This is a genomic window from Winogradskyella ouciana (assembly GCF_009709615.1).
GTDB classification, from domain to species: domain Bacteria; phylum Bacteroidota; class Bacteroidia; order Flavobacteriales; family Flavobacteriaceae; genus Winogradskyella; species Winogradskyella ouciana.
The window spans coordinates 565,447-581,065 of the sequence record NZ_WJYA01000004.1; the positions used below are offsets into that span (position 1 = coordinate 565,447).

13 protein-coding genes are annotated in these 15,619 nt (G+C 34.8%); 6 read left to right on the top strand and 7 right to left on the bottom strand.

Features of this window, described 5'->3' with window-relative positions; genetic code table 11:
- Positions 1 to 72: 72 nt before the first annotated feature.
- Positions 73 to 2,646 carry a translocation and assembly module lipoprotein TamL gene (gene tamL / locus F1003_RS06450; RefSeq protein ID WP_155088386.1) on the bottom strand — a complete coding sequence of 858 codons (2,574 nt, stop codon included), beginning with the start codon at positions 2,644 to 2,646 and terminating at the stop codon, positions 73 to 75.
- 113 nt (positions 2,647 to 2,759) lie between these two features.
- On the opposite strand from tamL, the gene F1003_RS06455 reads away from it, so the two are divergent.
- Positions 2,760 to 3,494, top strand: coding sequence for a TrmH family RNA methyltransferase (locus tag F1003_RS06455; RefSeq protein WP_155088387.1), 735 nt, complete (start codon positions 2,760 to 2,762; stop codon positions 3,492 to 3,494).
- Here F1003_RS06455 and porT read toward each other — a convergent pair.
- Positions 3,481 to 4,197, bottom strand: coding sequence for a type IX secretion/gliding motility protein PorT/SprT (gene porT / locus F1003_RS06460; RefSeq protein WP_155088388.1), 717 nt, complete (start codon positions 4,195 to 4,197; stop codon positions 3,481 to 3,483). The two genes, F1003_RS06455 and porT, sit on opposite strands and share 14 nt — an antisense overlap.
- A gap of 1 nt (position 4,198) precedes the next feature.
- Positions 4,199 to 4,930, bottom strand: coding sequence for a bifunctional demethylmenaquinone methyltransferase/2-methoxy-6-polyprenyl-1,4-benzoquinol methylase UbiE (gene ubiE / locus F1003_RS06465; RefSeq protein ID WP_155088389.1), 732 nt, complete (start codon positions 4,928 to 4,930; stop codon positions 4,199 to 4,201).
- A 233-nt stretch (positions 4,931 to 5,163) separates the two neighbouring features.
- Between ubiE and trkA the strand changes: the two genes are divergently transcribed.
- The 4 genes from trkA to F1003_RS06485 all read left to right on the top strand — a co-directional run bounded on the left by trkA (position 5,164) and on the right by F1003_RS06485 (position 8,824).
- A complete protein-coding gene (gene trkA / locus F1003_RS06470) occupies positions 5,164 to 6,513 on the top strand; it encodes a Trk system potassium transporter TrkA (RefSeq protein WP_155088390.1) in 1,350 nt (449 codons plus the stop codon).
- Positions 6,514 to 6,530: 17 nt separating this feature from the next.
- Positions 6,531 to 8,024, top strand: a complete 1,494-nt coding sequence (locus F1003_RS06475) for a TrkH family potassium uptake protein (RefSeq protein ID WP_155088391.1) — start codon at positions 6,531 to 6,533, stop codon at positions 8,022 to 8,024.
- A gap of 163 nt (positions 8,025 to 8,187) precedes the next feature.
- On the top strand, positions 8,188 to 8,436 hold the full coding sequence (locus tag F1003_RS06480; RefSeq protein WP_155088392.1) for a hypothetical protein: 249 nt from the start codon (positions 8,188 to 8,190) through the stop codon (positions 8,434 to 8,436).
- Between the two features lie 121 nt (positions 8,437 to 8,557).
- A complete protein-coding gene (locus F1003_RS06485) occupies positions 8,558 to 8,824 on the top strand; it encodes a hypothetical protein (protein ID WP_155088393.1) in 267 nt (88 codons plus the stop codon).
- Between the two features lie 67 nt (positions 8,825 to 8,891).
- On the opposite strand, the gene F1003_RS06490 is transcribed toward F1003_RS06485, so the two are convergent.
- Both F1003_RS06490 and F1003_RS06495 read right to left on the bottom strand, forming a co-directional pair.
- On the bottom strand, positions 8,892 to 10,076 hold the full coding sequence (locus F1003_RS06490) for a pyridoxal phosphate-dependent aminotransferase (RefSeq protein WP_155088394.1): 1,185 nt from the start codon (positions 10,074 to 10,076) through the stop codon (positions 8,892 to 8,894).
- Between the two features lie 22 nt (positions 10,077 to 10,098).
- Positions 10,099 to 11,193: a fatty acid desaturase family protein gene (locus tag F1003_RS06495; RefSeq protein WP_155088395.1), complete on the bottom strand. Its 1,095-nt coding sequence runs from the start codon at positions 11,191 to 11,193 to the stop codon at positions 10,099 to 10,101.
- A gap of 142 nt (positions 11,194 to 11,335) precedes the next feature.
- On the opposite strand from F1003_RS06495, the gene rsmG reads away from it, so the two are divergent.
- Complete coding sequence (gene rsmG, locus F1003_RS06500; protein WP_155088396.1) at positions 11,336 to 11,962, top strand: 16S rRNA (guanine(527)-N(7))-methyltransferase RsmG; 627 nt, start codon at positions 11,336 to 11,338, stop codon at positions 11,960 to 11,962.
- Positions 11,963 to 12,010: 48 nt separating this feature from the next.
- Here the strand turns inward: rsmG and F1003_RS06505 are convergent, their stop codons facing one another.
- The gene (locus F1003_RS06505) at positions 12,011 to 13,708 is read right to left on the bottom strand and encodes a T9SS type A sorting domain-containing protein (RefSeq protein WP_155088397.1); all 1,698 of its coding nucleotides are present in this window, start codon (positions 13,706 to 13,708) and stop codon (positions 12,011 to 12,013) included.
- Between the two features lie 147 nt (positions 13,709 to 13,855).
- On the bottom strand, positions 13,856 to 15,481 hold the full coding sequence (pruA, locus tag F1003_RS06510; protein WP_155088398.1) for an L-glutamate gamma-semialdehyde dehydrogenase: 1,626 nt from the start codon (positions 15,479 to 15,481) through the stop codon (positions 13,856 to 13,858).
- Positions 15,482 to 15,619 lie beyond the last annotated feature (138 nt).

Consider the following 15,619-nt stretch of genomic DNA (forward strand, 5'->3'; position numbering starts at 1 on the left):
TTATGAGTTGGTTTTTAGAGATAAATCGGGTATTAAATACCGAAAACGATATAGTAATATGTTAAGTGTTTTTTAAAAAGGATAGTTAATTCCAATGTTATATACTGCGTTTCTAAAGTTGTAATCTTTAAACCAGCGTTCGCCTTCAGGCAGGGAAGGGTTATAAGTTTTAAAACCAGTATCGAAACGCAGAACAAAGAAATCAAAATCGTAACGAAGTCCAAAACCAGACCCTACAGCAATATCTTCTAAAGAACTAAAACCTGTAAAGGTTGCTTCTTCATCTTCAACATTATCTAAAACATTCCATATGTTGCCGGCATCAACAAAAAGCGCACCTCTTAGATCTCCAAAAAGGCCAAAACGCTGTTCGGCACTTAAGTGAATTTTAAAGTTAGCTTCGTTAAATTCGTTGGTTGTTGTAGAACTTCCTGGGCCAAGATTATAAGCGGTCCAGGCTCTGTTGTCGTTAGGTCCACCAGCAAAGAAACTTTCCGCAAATGGAATACTGTTAGAGTTACCATAAGGAATAGCAATACCTGCGTAGCTTCTAAAAGCAAATACGTTTTTACGACCTAAGTCAAAATACTTTACATAATCTATCTCAGTTTTAAAATACTGTGAAAAAGCCACACCAAATACTTCATAATTTCCATTTTCGTTTTTTGATGAGCCAAATACTTCAGATAGATTGGATAATAAATTTCCTGCGATTTCTATTCGCCACTTAAAAATTGAGAAATCGTTGTCAAATATATTTGCACGTTTATCTTTTTTATAGTCAAAACTAGAGGAGAAAATAAGGTTGTTTTCTGTTAATCGCTGTTTGCGTTCTTCTATATTATTTACAATTAAAAAATCATCATCGTTCGATGTTAAACTTGTGTTTCCTGCCAATACATCATTAATAAATTGATCTGCTGGAGAAAACCGATTAGGTAAACTATCATCTACCAAGCTTTCGTCATTATCAATATAGTTAATGCTTCTAGCAATACTATTTAACCTTCCAAAAGAATTTGAGTAAACACCAAAATAGTTACTTGTGTTTAAGTTTTTCACAAACTGAACATTAAACAATTCCAAAGTATTAGAAACTGTCGTAGAAGGTAACCAGTTGTAACTTAAAAGCCCAGAAAGTGTTTGTTTATCTAATCCAATATTTTGTTGACCTGTTATAGAGAGGTTGATCGCTGTATTTGGCGACATATATTTAGGGATAATACTATCGGTATTAAAAGGGGTGAATAATCTCGGAATAGATAATCTCACATTACCACCAAACTCGTTAATGTCAAAAAAGGCGTCCTCATTATCATTTCCATCTTTAGATGCACCAATTGCTGCAATTCCACTAATTTCTAGAGTTTCAGCACCTCTAAAAATATTTCTGATTTTTAAACCGGGAGTTACTGAAAACCCAATAGTTTGAATATTACTTTGAGAAACATCTAAATCTAAACTTAAGCCATACTTTTTCTTGGGTTCTAAGTAAATATTTGCTGTTAATGTAGTATCATCTCTGTTTTCTACGTATTCTATACTTGGGTACCGAAACATTTGTAGGTCATTTAGGTATCTCGATGTTCTACTACGCGCTAGATCCGTGTAAATGTCTCCCTTATTAATAAAAATGGCATCAGTAAGTGCCTTGGGTCTAAACCTCAATTTCTCCTTACTATAAAGGTTGTAATCTTTGTAAGTGGTGGTGTCTGAAATAGCTTTAAACCGATTTTCAAAATTATCATCCGTAAAAATATTAACCTCTTTGATTTTATAAACTTTAAAGGGCTCTATTGATGTAGAATCATCGGTTCTAATACTGCGGTCTGCTATAATCAATTCTGTGTTTACCTTATGGTTTGTTCCAATGGTATCCGTTACAAACCTTATATAGTCTTGCCCAAAATAATAGAAGCCTGAATTACGTAGAAATGTATTGATACGCTCGCGTTCATTTTCAAAATTTTGCTCATTATATTGTTCTCCCTTCTTTAGTAATGATGCCTTACTGAATTTACCGTAGAGCGAATCTATTGCAGGACTGCTTATTATAGGTTTTAAAGAGTCTAAAAAGTACGGTTTGTTTTTAACAACTGTATAGGTTACTTCTGCTCTTTTGCTACTGTCTTTTTCTATCTGATAATTCACTTCATTGTCAAACCAACCCTTACTATAATAATACTTTCTGAGATTGGTAACTGTCTTTGCGGTTTTTTCTTCATTTAGTATTGTAGGAGCTTCTCCTGTGCGTTTTAACCAACTGTTAAAGTTTTTACGCGATTGTATTTCTCGGTCAAATTGCTTCTTGGATAGTAAAGCGGTTTTCCAACGGACTTTAGAAGAATCACTCAATACTTTAGCTTGTAATATAGAATCAATATTTGGCCGAGCTAAGTTATAGACATGAAGCCTCAATGGAAAACCAAAGAAGCTTTCCATCCCAAGATTTGTTCTTTGAATGATGATGTTGTTGACACGTTCTTCCTTATTGACCTTACCGTTTTCAATAATTGTGTTTTTAGTTATTAAATGCTCATCAGCCTTAACACGCTTTACAACATTACATGAACTAAAAAATAAAAAGGTGAAATAAAAAAACAATACACTATAAGTGGTCTTATGTTTTTTAATGAATTGTAACATGCGATGTAGCAGTCTCAATGGGTGTATTGTTTTTTGATATTGGATGTTATAAACAAAAATTAGTCCAAAAAGGTTTACTTTGTAATAACTCTAACAAATGTAAAGACATTTTAATGGTTACAAAGCATCAAATAAAGTTAATTAAAAGTTTAACCCAAAAAAAATATAGACAACAATTAGGGCTGTTTGCAGTCGAAGGGATAAAAGGGATTGAAGAATTTTTAAATTCAGATTTTAAGCTTCAGAATTTATATACTACCCAACCGATTTTTGACGCACCAAAACAGCTTGTTACTGATATTTCTGAGGCAGAACTTAAAAAGATAAGTTCACTTAAAAACCCAAATACAGCTTTGGCAGTTTTTAATATTCCCAAGGCTAAAGATATTGATAGGGAAGAACTAATAATTGCATTGGATGATGTAAGAGATCCAGGCAACTTAGGTACAATCATAAGACTTTGCGATTGGTATGGTGTTAAGGATTTGGTTTGCAGTGCCAATACAGTAGATTGTTACAATCCTAAAGTGGTGCAGGCAACAATGGGTTCATTGACACGTGTTAATATCACGTATTTAAATCTTGAAGAATTTATATCAGCAACTAATACTGATGTGTTTGGAACATTTATGAATGGGGAAAATATCTATAAAACAGAATTACCAAGTACAGGTATAGTAGTTTTGGGAAATGAAGCCAATGGTATTTCTGATTCAATTAAAGTAAAAGTAGATCGACAACTTACCATACCTCAATATGGCGAAAGTAAAAATACAGAAAGCCTAAATGTTGCCAATGCAACGGCAATTGTATTAAGTGAATTTAGACGTCGTCTTATTGAAAAGTAAAGTTAATAAAAACACCTCTAGTTTGCATTTTTGCCACATTGCCTGTCCAAGGACTATTTGGGTCTGCATCTCTTACGATTTCATCGTTAATGGCAAAAACGCCACGGATTGAAGGTGTAAATTTGAAATAGAGCAGATAGAGATCTATACCAAAACCAATCTCATAGAAATAGGTGCTTTTTTTCATTCTAAACTCACCAGCACTATTATCATCCGGATTATCTTGATTACTTGATAGGTTTAAAGCTGTGGAAAACCCTCCTATGATGAACGGCTTAAAATTGTTGATGCGCTTAGTTGAAATTTTTAATAATAACGGCACATGTATGTAGGTGGATTTCACCTCTCTTAGCAAATCAGAATCATTAAATTCCGTACCTGCAAAATAGCTTTCATCATACTGTAAATTTCTTGTGGTAAAGAAAACACCTGGCTCTAATCTAAGGTTGAGGTGATCATTAATACGCATATCTCCTATAAGACCTAAATGAAACCCAAAGGTTTTATCAACCAAGATATCTTTTAAGTCTTGGTTGTAATTAAACTTAAAGTCGTATTGATTAAAACCGAGAAAATAACCCCAAGACAAAAACTTTTGGTCTATGTTATCGATATTATTTGCAACCTTTTCTTTGGTGAATAATTGGGCTGACACATTTTGAAATGCCAGTATTAGTGCAAGAAAGATTATGATTCTTTTCATATTATGCTTTAGATGCTGTGTAAATTGTTGCCACACCCATAGTTTGTGGCTTGTCTTCGACATTAATAAACCCAATTTTTCTTAAAATATTGTTCAGTGCTTCACCATATGGGAAAACTGAGGCAGATTCACTTAAATAGTTATAAGCAACTCTATCTTTTGAAAACAATTTACCAACCATTGGTAAAATTAGTCTACAATGAATATTATAACCAAATTTATAAACAGGGTTTGTGGGTACAGATGTTTCTAGGATCACAAAAATACCATTGGGTTTTAAGACTCTTAAGATTTCAGCGAGTCCTTTCTCTAAATTTTCAAAATTCCTAACTCCAAAGGCAACAGTAATAGCATCAAAGGTATTGTCTTCAAACGGTAGATCTTCAGAATCTCCGATAACCATGGAAATAATACCATCTAAGTTTTTAGACCTTATTTTTCGTCTGCCAACTTCTAACATACCATCGCTAATGTCTAATCCTATGATTTCTTTAGCATTTGTAGAGGTAAGGCTGATGGCCAAATCGCCAGTTCCGGTAGCGATATCCAGAATATTTTCTGGTTTTTTTTTAGAAACTAATTTAACGACTTTATTTCGCCACTTTACATCAATTCCAAAAGAAATAACTCGATTTAAGCCGTCATATTCTTTAGAAATGGTGTCAAACATTTCCGTTACCTGCTCTTTCTTGGAAGCATCACTATTCTTATATGGTTTTATCTTTTTGGCCATTAAAAATTTTTGGCAAAAGTACGTGATTTTTTTCACTTGAAAATTTAAAGATCAAATCCAAGAATTGAATTTAGCAGTGTATTGCTTACCGAAGAAAAGCTGTAATTTAAATTCTTCTTAAGGAAAATTGTGGTCTCTGTAGAAGAAACAGATAAAAACTTCTAAGTCGCTATAACTTTAGCTTCACTTATAACTTCTTAGTATATTTGCATGTTTATTTTGAACATTTCGTAATGAAAATAATTATCGCAGGTGCAGGAGAAGTAGGATTTCATTTAGCAAAGCTATTGTCCTATGAGTCGCAAGAGATAACCCTTATCGATACCAAAAAAGATGGCTTGGCTTATGCAGGCGAGCATTTAGACATAAAAACTATAAAAGGGGATGCAACTTCCATCGCCATTTTAAGGGAAGCGCGTATAGAATCAGCAGCATTGTTTATTGCCGTAACGTCTTCTGAAACTACAAATATCACAGCTAGTGTACTGGCTAAACAGCTTGGTGCACAACGCACAATAGCCAGAATTTCTAATACTGAATTTATTGATGAAAAAGAGACCATTGGTTTTTCTCAATTTGGAATAGATGAATTGATTTCACCAGAATCTTTAGCGGCTAAGGAAATAGAATTGTTGTTAAACCAGTATGGATTTAATGACACCTATGAGTTTGAAGGTGGTGCACTTACCATGTTGGGATTGCGTTTATCGAGAACCGCAACTTTTGTTGGTAAAACTGTGAGGGAAGCTGCTGAAATATATCCTGAGTTGCATTTCATTCCTATTGCCATACAACGTTATGCTACTCAATATACCATTATTCCGAGAGGTGATACACAATTTAAGGAAGGTGATAAGGTGGTGTTTATGACCTCTAAAGGAGGCGATGCAGAATTGTTTGAATTATCAGGAAAAGTCAAAATGGGAATTAAAAACGTGATGATTCTTGGTGGTAGTAAAATTGGCTATAAGACAGCGAGAGATTTGTGCATGAGTAAATTCAACGTTAAACTGGTTGAAAGTAGAAAGCCTGTTGCTGAGGATCTTGCAGATCAATTACCTAATGCACTGGTTATATGTGGTGATGGTAGAAATGTTGAAATACTCGAAGAGGAAAATATTTCGGATACTGATGCTTTTATTTCCGTAACCGGAAACTCTGAAACCAATATTATGTCCTGTCTTTTAGCAAAGTCTAAAGGTGTAAAGAAAACCATTGCTTTGGTTGAAAACATGGACTATTACCAATTGTCTCAATCTATAGGAATTGATACACTAATTAATAAAAAACTCTTAGCTGCCAATAATATTTTCAGATATATCAGAAAAGGTGAGGTTGTCGCTATGACCAAGCTTACAAACATGAATGCCGAACTATTGGAGTTTGTGGTAAAGCCAAATTCAAAAATTACTAATAAGACCATAAAGGATCTTAACTTTCCGAGGTCTGCTATTTTTGGTGGAGTTATAAGAAACGGAAATGGTATGATTCCTCTTGGAAGTTTTAAAATAGAGGCTGGCGATCGTGTAGTGGTTTGTTGTTTACCGCGATCAATTTCTGAAGTTGAAGCCTTTTTCTCATAATTACTATTATGTATCGAATGCATCTTAACTATAAAATCATTTTCCATTTTTTTGGACTGCTACTGCTGTTCAATGGTGGTTTTATGATGCTGGCTACATTAATCAGCCTTATTTATAAAGATGGTGTTACTTTAAATTTGTTTCTAGCAGGTTTGTCAACCTTGTTATTGGGTGCTATCGCAATGTATGGCACCAAGAAACACCGTAAAGAGATGAACAAGCGCGAAGGTTACATTGTTGTGGCCTTTGGTTGGGTAGTTATGTCACTTACAGGCACCTTGCCCTATTTGGCAACGGAAGCCATTCCGTCGTTTACAGATGCTTTTTTTGAAACCATGTCTGGTTATACAACTACTGGAGCCAGCATAATAAATGATATTGAAATCTTACCAGAAGGCATATTATTTTGGCGAAGCATGACACATTGGATTGGTGGTATGGGAATTATTGTACTGGCCATTGCCATTTTACCTTTGCTTGGCGTTGGTGGTATGCAGTTGTTTGCGGCTGAAGCACCAGGTCCTGGTGGTGATAAGCTACATCCTAGAATTACAGATACAGCAAAGCGTTTATGGTTAATTTATTTTGGCTATACAGTGGCTGAAACTATTCTACTTCAAGTAGCAGGAATGTCCTTTTTCGATGCCATTAATCATGCAATGAGCACCTTATCCACTGGAGGTTTTTCAACAAAAAATTCCAGTATTGCGCATTGGAATGATAATCCTGCCATTCAATATATCATTATCTTTTTTATGTTTTTGGCAGGCACGAATTTTGTTTTGAGTTATTACCTCTTTAAGGGTAACGTAAAGAAAATTATTAAGGATGATGAGTTTAAACTCTATTTTAAGTTTATAGCGGCTTTCACTATAGTGGCAGTCCTTTTAATATATTTTAGAGCTGATGTTTCTCAATCGACTATAGCGCATCCCATGGTTTTGGGAGAAAGTGAAAGCGCTATACGGCATGGACTATTTCAGGTTTTGGCTATTGTTACGACAACAGGTTTTGTAACTGCAGATTATACCATGTGGACACCATTTTTAACCGTGTTCTTCTTTGGGTTGATGTTTTTGGGAGGTTCTGCTGGTAGTACTTCGGGTGGTGTTAAAGTGGTAAGGCACCTTATTTTAATCAAGAACGGATTTTTGGAATTTAAACGTGCATTACATCCTAATGCTATTCTACCAGTAAGGTATAACACTAAATCTATTTCAAAAGACATTGTCTTTAATATTCTTGGGTTCTTTATTTTATATATGCTATCTTTTATAATTGGTGCTTTGGTCTTTTCTATGTTTCAAATAGACTTTACATCTGCAGTAGGACTTTCAGCTTCTAGTTTGGGTAATGTTGGGCCAGCTCTAGGTGATTTTGGCCCTGTAAATAATTATGCAGCCTTACCTGTTTTAGGGAAATGGTGGGCGTCTTTTTTAATGCTTCTTGGACGTTTAGAATTATTTACAATTCTTATTTTATTGACTCCATTTTTCTGGCGAAACAGATAAAATTTTAATTTTTTTTGAGATTTTTTAAAATTTAGCTAGCCTATAATTCTACTGCTATTTTTTGAGTTTGAGTGCTTCAATCTATTGCTATAGTTGAAACACAGAGTGTAACAAAATTAATTGTTATGCGTCATATTAGCGTAACCAATTAAAAATATCAATCATGGAATTAGTATTAAATCAAAAATTAGAAACAGTACCAGAACCCATTGAGGTGTCTCATTTTACAACCAATGGACTATTGAATTCTAATTACAAATCAATTGTGAAGCTTAACTTCAGCAAGCCAACTCCAAAGTCTATATTCGGAATTAGACAGCGTATTAAATCGTCACAATTAAATAAGGTAAATCATGCAGGTGTAATTTTAAAACTATCTGTTTTTGCCATCGCATTAATCGCTATATTCTAATAGCAGAGATTATATCCTTTTTTGATCTTTAACTGATACTTTTTAGTGTCTTTTATAATTATACAGTTCGCTTTGTTGGGTGAACCTAGTGGAGTATTGCTAAAATTTAACACTACAAATTATGAGTTTTGGAGGATCAGCACAAGCAATGATAACTACGCTTAAGAACAATGAGAAAATGCGTTCTAAGCGAAAGAAGTTTAAAAGAACTTTAGGTGGTTATAATACAAACAGAAAAACGGAGTATAATTTACCAAATGCTACACCAGAGCAACTAATAGAAATTAGGCAAAGACTAAAAAAGGAAAACAAAATCCTTTGGATAAAAGTTATAGTATTTTCATCTGTAATAATAATCGCTTTGGTTTGGATGCTTTTTGCATCATAATAAAAAAGCTCTAACATAAAATTTACGTTAGAGCTTTTCTTTTAAAAAGGCGATTGATGAATTTATACTAGCTTAACGCTGTTTTAATCCTTTTAATTGCCTCAATAATATGTTCTTGAGATGCCGCGTAAGAAATTCTTATACAATTAGGGTTACCAAAAGCTTCACCTGTTACTGTGGCGACAAGAGCTTCTTCCAATAAGAATAACGACATATCTGTAGCATTGTTTATGGTTTTTCCTTTGATGGTTTTTCCGAAATAAGCGGATACATTAGGAAATACATAAAAAGCACCTTCGGGTTCATTGGTCTTAAATCCTTCTATGCCTTCCAATAAACCAAGAATAAGTTTACGACGTTCCTTAAACTCATCTACCATGTATTTGATGCGCGAAGGATCAGCTTCCAATGCTGTAATTACAGCACGCTGACCAATACAATTGGCACCACTGGTCACTTGGCCTTGCATTTTGTTGCAGGCTCTAGCAATCCATTCTGGAGCACCTATATAACCGATTCTCCAACCCGTCATGGCAAAAGCTTTAGAGACTCCGTTTACGGTAATGGTTCTATCGAACATATCATTAAACTGTGCCATGCTAAAATGACCTCCAATAAAATTGATGTGTTCGTAGATTTCATCAGAAACCACATAGATGTTTGGGTGTTTTTGTAAAACATCGGCAAGGGCTCTTAATTCATCCTTACTGTAAACCGACCCACTTGGGTTACACGGTGAACTGTACCAAATCATTTTTGTTTTTGGCGTAATGGCAGCTTCAAGTTGCTCGGCTGTCATTTTAAAATCGTTCTTTATATCCGTTTGTACTTCAACCGGAACACCTCCATTTAATTTTACAATATCACTGTAGCTTACCCAGTACGGACAAGGTAAAATAACTTCGTCACCATCGTTTAGCATCACAGAGGCAATATTGAATAAAGACTGTTTAGCACCAGTGGAAACTACAATTTGAGATCTTTTGTATTCCAACTCATTATCACGCTTAAACTTAGTGATAATTGCATCCTTTAATTCTACATAACCATCAACAGGTGTATAGCTGTTATAGTTTTCGTTTACAGCATTAATAGCTGCTTCTTTAACAAAATCTGGAGTGTTAAAGTCGGGTTCTCCCAAACTTAATCCAATGATGTCTTTTCCCTCTGCTCTTAATTCTCTGGCTTTTGCAGCCATAGCAAGGGTTGCTGAAGTCGATAGATTGTTAATTCTATCCGAAAGTTGGTTCATGGTTGTAATAATAGAATTATGCTTATATCGCTGGTCGCATTCCCATTTCTTTTAAAAATCTGAAATGTGCAGCAACCGCTTTTCTTGTGGTTTCGTATTCTTTGTACGGCAGATTGAATTCTTTTGCGGTATCCTTCACAATTTTTGCAATTTTACCATAATGGATATGGCTAATATGCGGAAAGATATGATGCTCTACTTGATGGTTTAAACCACCAGTGTACCAATTTACCAACCAATTTTTTGCTCCAAAGTTCACCGTAGTTTTTAATTGGTGTATTGCCCACGTGTTTTTCATGGTGCCGTCCTTTTCAGGTAAATGCATTTCGGCTTCGTCCATAACGTGTGCCAATTGAAACACAATACTCAGTATCAGTCCGGCAACATAGTGCATAATAAAGAACCCAATCAACACTTCGTACCAAGCTAAGTCAGTTAAGACAATTGGTAACACAATCCACATAGAAACATACAAAAGTTTTGATACTACTAATTTACTCCAATTAATCACTGGATTGGGTAATTTACCATAAGACAATTTACGTTTCATGTAGCGTTTCATTTGCTGAAAATCTGTAGTGATCGCCCAATTAATAGTTAACAGACCATACAATAAAACGGAATAATAATGCTGGAACCTATGATGTTTCCTCCATTCAGAATGTTCGGAAAAACGTAAAATTCTTCCAGCTTCTAAATCTTCATCATGCCCATGAATGTTAGTGTAGGTGTGATGCAAAACGTTATGCTGAACTTTCCAGTTATAAACATTTCCTGCTAAAATATAAATACTACTACCCATTAAACGGTTAATCCATTCTTTGTTAGAAAAAGAACCATGATTACCATCGTGCATCACATTCATACCCACGCCAGCCATACCAATTCCCATAACAATGGTTAAAAGTATTTGTGCCCAAGTAGGAATATTTAAGGTGAGCAATAAAAAATAAGGTGCAAGAAATATGGCAAACATTACTATGGTTTTTAACCAAAGTTGCCAATTACCTGTGCGTTTTATGTTATTTTCCTTAAAGTAATTGTTCACACGTTTGTTCAACGTTCTAAAGAACTTTGCTGAGTCAGCTCTTGAAAAGGATAAGGTTTGTTGTGTCATAAATAATAAAATTTAATATATAACGTATAGGGATTAGATACATTATAATTCGCCAAAGATAGTTAATATATAAAACGAAGCCTTAATGATTAAGGTTAAATTATCCACAATAAAATAATGTATTTTTGCAGAAATTACAATTATGGATTTAATCCTAAAATATTTTCCAAACTTAACTGAGGTGCAAATAGCGCAGTTTGAGGCTTTAGAGCAATTATATAAAGATTGGAACTCTAAGATAAACGTAGTGTCTCGGAAAGATATCGATGAATTGTATCTAAGACACGTATTACATTCATTAGGCATAGCAAAAGTGATTAACTTCAGTGATGATTCTTCAATTTTAGATGTAGGTACTGGTGGTGGATTTCCAGGAGTACCTTTGGCAATTTTATTTCCTAATTGTCAATTTCACTTGGTAGATAGCATCAATAAAAAACTAAAAGTTATTAATGCAGTATGTGAAGCCATTGAATTAACCAATGTTAAGACAACACATAGTAGAGTAGAAGCGATTGATGAAACCTATGATTTTATAGTGAGTAGAGCTGTGACTGCGATGCCTGAGTTTACAAAATGGGTAAAAGGTAAAATAGCCAAACAGCAAAAAAATGAACTTAAAAATGGAATTCTCTATTTAAAAGGCGGTGATTTAACGGATGAATTAAAACAATATTCTACAGTTAAAGCATATTTGCTTTCAGATTATTTTGAAGAAGCCTTTTTTGAAACTAAAAAAGTAATTTACTTACCATTAAAGCATAAATAAAAAAAGCTCTTCAGATGAAGAGCTTTTTTAATGGTTGATCTTTGGTTTTTAGTTGGCTAAAAATTTAGTCGTAAATGTTTCGTTATTTTCAGCTCTAACATTCACAATATAAAACCCTGAAGTTAATTTAACAGGAATTGATGTTCTGCTACCTAATGAGGTTGTTGAGTTAAACACCATTTTACCTGTAACATCAACAATACTTATATTAGCATAGGTATTTCTATTAGAAAGTAATACCAATTCATTTTCAATGGGATTTTTCTCTAGTTGAAAGGTCATTCTATCATTGCCCGAAACGCTTAATGGTGGAGTTAGTATTTCAACTAAGGCAAAATTAACATTATCCTCTGTTAATTGTACGTGTGGTTCGTTATCATCTGGTAAAAATGTATTGTCAAAAGGTGTGTCATTAGTTGTAGCACGACCTGCTAAATCTATGCTGTGATGCCAGTTGATATCATCCCCTGTAGCCTCGTCGGTTATATCTAGCGCTAAAGCACTTACTGAAGGAATAAAACTAAATTTATCAATTTGTAAAGCCGCTAAGAATTCTGCGGCAAGTCCACCTCCACCTCCTAAATCTCCTGTGAGGCCAGATAAATCAAACAAACCACCTGGTGCGGAATCGACTCCATCAAAATTTGTAGTGCCAGAACTTGCAGTGGATTCAACAACTATAAATGGAGGAAAAACTGGAGCATAAAACCGACTGATTTGTTGTGCAGCACCAGTAGGAGGAGTCATATAAATTTCAACTTCTACATCAATAGGTCCAAAAGGACCATCGACAGGTATTGAAGTATCTACAATAGTAAATCCATTCGTAATTGGTGTAACACCATCAGCTGCTAAGTAAGTGCTTCCTATTCCGCTACCATTTATAATGGAAATATTCCTAGTGTTTTGCGGGAAACCATTAGATGTAAAAGAATTTATACTGGCTTCAAATGTTGTTCTAAACGGATGCGGTTGAGGTAATGTTAAGGCTGGGTCAAATTCTACCGTACTACCAGATTGTAGATGTGTTTCAAAATGATCTACAAGTAATTGACGTGCAGCAGGTGATTTAAGCAATGAATTAATCAATGGTTGAACTTCTGGAACAGGATTTAGATCATTAAATGCTAAATAATTCAATTGGTGCTGTAAACCAATTGGAACATTTGCTCCATGATGTGGTGAGTCGAATGAAATGTACAAACGCGTGTCTGTATCAAGGGTGTTGGCTTCCATATAATTTAAAGCGTAGCGCGTTATGATGCCACCCATACTTGGCCCAATAATTACATTTTCTTCTGGGCTGTTTGCTGCCTTTGCGGTATTAATTATATCCAAAAGCTCTACGAGTAACATTGCGTTACGTTCCATAAAATCAGCTCCTCCATCAACTGTGGCACCATCTGCTGTTCTTACATAAACAGGAAAATTTAATATAACTACATCAAACCCTTGTGCTCTAACTAAATCTGCTAGATTTTGAGTTCCTGAGCTGCCATTGAAATCCAATAAACTATAAAGACCAGGAATATCCCTAGCGTCACCAGGGTCGAAACCATCTACAACAATGATAGGCTTATCTAGAATATTATCTGGACTTAGAAATATTTCATATTCACCTTCTCCAGGGTAATTTACTGCTTCGCCATAGGCTGATAAATCTGGTGTTATGCCTGATGTTAATGCGGTTTGCCCAAAAATTAAAACTGGTAAAAACAATAAGATAGAAAAGTAGAGTTTTCTCATAGGAAGAGGAATTAATTAATTAAGATCGATAAGATACGAAGTTTAAGCGTTATTTTTATTTTTCCTATTATCATTTCTATGAAAAGCAAAAAAAATCCTTAAAAGTATAGCACTTCTAAGGATTTGTATTTCAGTTTGTTGTGATTCTTAACCTAAAAAAGGATATCTGTAATCTGTAGGTGTAACAAAAGTTTCCTTTATTAATCTTGGTGATACCCAACGCAATAAGTTTTGAGCACTACCAGCTTTGTCATTCGTTCCAGAAGCTCTTGCACCTCCAAATGGTTGTTGACCTACAACGGCACCTGTTGGTTTGTCGTTGATATAGAAATTACCAGCTGAGTTTTGTAGCGCTTTAGCAGCCTCATCAATAGCATATCTATCCGTTGCTAAGATAGCTCCTGTAAGGGCATATTCACTCGTACCATCTACCACTTTTAGAGTTTCAGAAAATTTATCGTCTTCATAAACATAAATTGTGATGACAGGTCCAAATAATTCCGTACACATGGTTGTATATTTAGGGTCTGTAGTAACTATTACTGTTGGCTCAACAAAATATCCTTTGGATTTGTCATAGTTTCCGCCAGCAATAATTTCTGCATTACTATCGGCTTTTGCACCATCGATGTATTTAGCTAATTTATCAAAAGAGCCTTCATGGATTACCGCAGTAATAAAATTGCTCATATCTTCAGGAGAGCCCATTTTAAAAGATTTTAAATCCTCTAAAAGATAATCTTTAACATCTCCCCAAATTCCCTTTGGGATATATGCTCTTGAAGCCGCACTACATTTTTGTCCTTGGAATTCAAATGCGCCTCTAGCAATTGCTGTTGCGACTTGCTTGGCATTTGCTGTTTTATGTGCAACAATAAAGTCCTTTCCTCCTGTTTCGCCAACAATTCTAGGATAAGTTTTATAATTATGGATGTTGTTTCCAATTTGTTTCCAAAGTTCTTTAAACACATGTGTTGAACCCGTAAAATGTAATCCTGAAAAATCTGGACTAGCTAAAACCGTATTTGTAATCATCACTGGGTCACCGAAAACAACATTAATAACACCATCTGGTACACCAGCTTCTTTAAATACATCCATAATAACTTTTGCTGAATACACTTGGCTATCACTTGGTTTCCAAACCACAACATTACCCATTAATGCCATACAAGCTGGTAAGTTTCCAGCTATAGCTGTAAAGTTAAAAGGTGTTACTGCATATGTAAACCCTTCAAGCGGTCTGTATTCAACACGGTTCCAAGCATCACTTGTGCTTTCTGGCTGTTCCATGTAAATATCAGTCATAAACTGAACATTAAAACGTAAGAAGTCTATAAGCTCACAGGCGGCATCAATTTCAGCTTGATGTATAGTTTTAGATTGAGCAATCATAGTTGCTGCATTAATCTTAGCTCTATATGGTCCGGCAATTAATTCTGCGGCTTTTAAGAAAATACCAGCACGATGTTCCCAAGGCATTTGAGACCAAGACTTACGAGCTTCTAGAGCTGTAGCAATTGCTTCATCAATATGCTTTTGCTCAGCGATATGGTATTCGCCAACAATATGTTGATGATCGTGCGGAGGAGACATGGTTCTTGTGTTACCAGTTTTCACATCTTTTCCATTGATATATAGAGGGACTTCTACCTTGCTGTTAAACATCGATTTATAAGCTTCTGAAACAGCTTTGCGCTCTGGCGAACCAGGAGCATAAGACTTAACAGGCTCGTTAACAGCTATTGGTACATTAAAGAATCCTTTTCCCATGATATGTTATGTTTTTTTAATTTGAATTTTGAAAGTGCAAAGTTACAATATTTATGAGATATTGTTAATTTCAAACGTTATAGTTCTGTGAAACTTACGAGCATTATTTTTTGTAAGTTGCTCCCTTAAATTTTTGAA

What these genes read in the sequence shown, in the direction of transcription:
- tamL (WP_155088386.1), bottom strand. Translation starts at nt 2,646, where the DNA reads ATGTTACAATTCATTAAAAAACATAAGACCACTTATAGTGTATTGTTT.
- F1003_RS06455 (WP_155088387.1), top strand. Translation starts at nt 2,760, where the DNA reads ATGGTTACAAAGCATCAAATAAAGTTAATTAAAAGTTTAACCCAAAAA.
- porT (WP_155088388.1), bottom strand. Translation starts at nt 4,197, where the DNA reads ATGAAAAGAATCATAATCTTTCTTGCACTAATACTGGCATTTCAAAAT.
- ubiE (WP_155088389.1), bottom strand. Translation starts at nt 4,930, where the DNA reads ATGGCCAAAAAGATAAAACCATATAAGAATAGTGATGCTTCCAAGAAA.
- trkA (WP_155088390.1), top strand. Translation starts at nt 5,164, where the DNA reads ATGAAAATAATTATCGCAGGTGCAGGAGAAGTAGGATTTCATTTAGCA.
- F1003_RS06475 (WP_155088391.1), top strand. Translation starts at nt 6,531, where the DNA reads ATGCATCTTAACTATAAAATCATTTTCCATTTTTTTGGACTGCTACTG.
- F1003_RS06480 (WP_155088392.1), top strand. Translation starts at nt 8,188, where the DNA reads ATGGAATTAGTATTAAATCAAAAATTAGAAACAGTACCAGAACCCATT.
- F1003_RS06485 (WP_155088393.1), top strand. Translation starts at nt 8,558, where the DNA reads ATGAGTTTTGGAGGATCAGCACAAGCAATGATAACTACGCTTAAGAAC.
- F1003_RS06490 (WP_155088394.1), bottom strand. Translation starts at nt 10,076, where the DNA reads ATGAACCAACTTTCGGATAGAATTAACAATCTATCGACTTCAGCAACC.
- F1003_RS06495 (WP_155088395.1), bottom strand. Translation starts at nt 11,193, where the DNA reads ATGACACAACAAACCTTATCCTTTTCAAGAGCTGACTCAGCAAAGTTC.
- rsmG (WP_155088396.1), top strand. Translation starts at nt 11,336, where the DNA reads ATGGATTTAATCCTAAAATATTTTCCAAACTTAACTGAGGTGCAAATA.
- F1003_RS06505 (WP_155088397.1), bottom strand. Translation starts at nt 13,708, where the DNA reads ATGAGAAAACTCTACTTTTCTATCTTATTGTTTTTACCAGTTTTAATT.
- pruA (WP_155088398.1), bottom strand. Translation starts at nt 15,481, where the DNA reads ATGGGAAAAGGATTCTTTAATGTACCAATAGCTGTTAACGAGCCTGTT.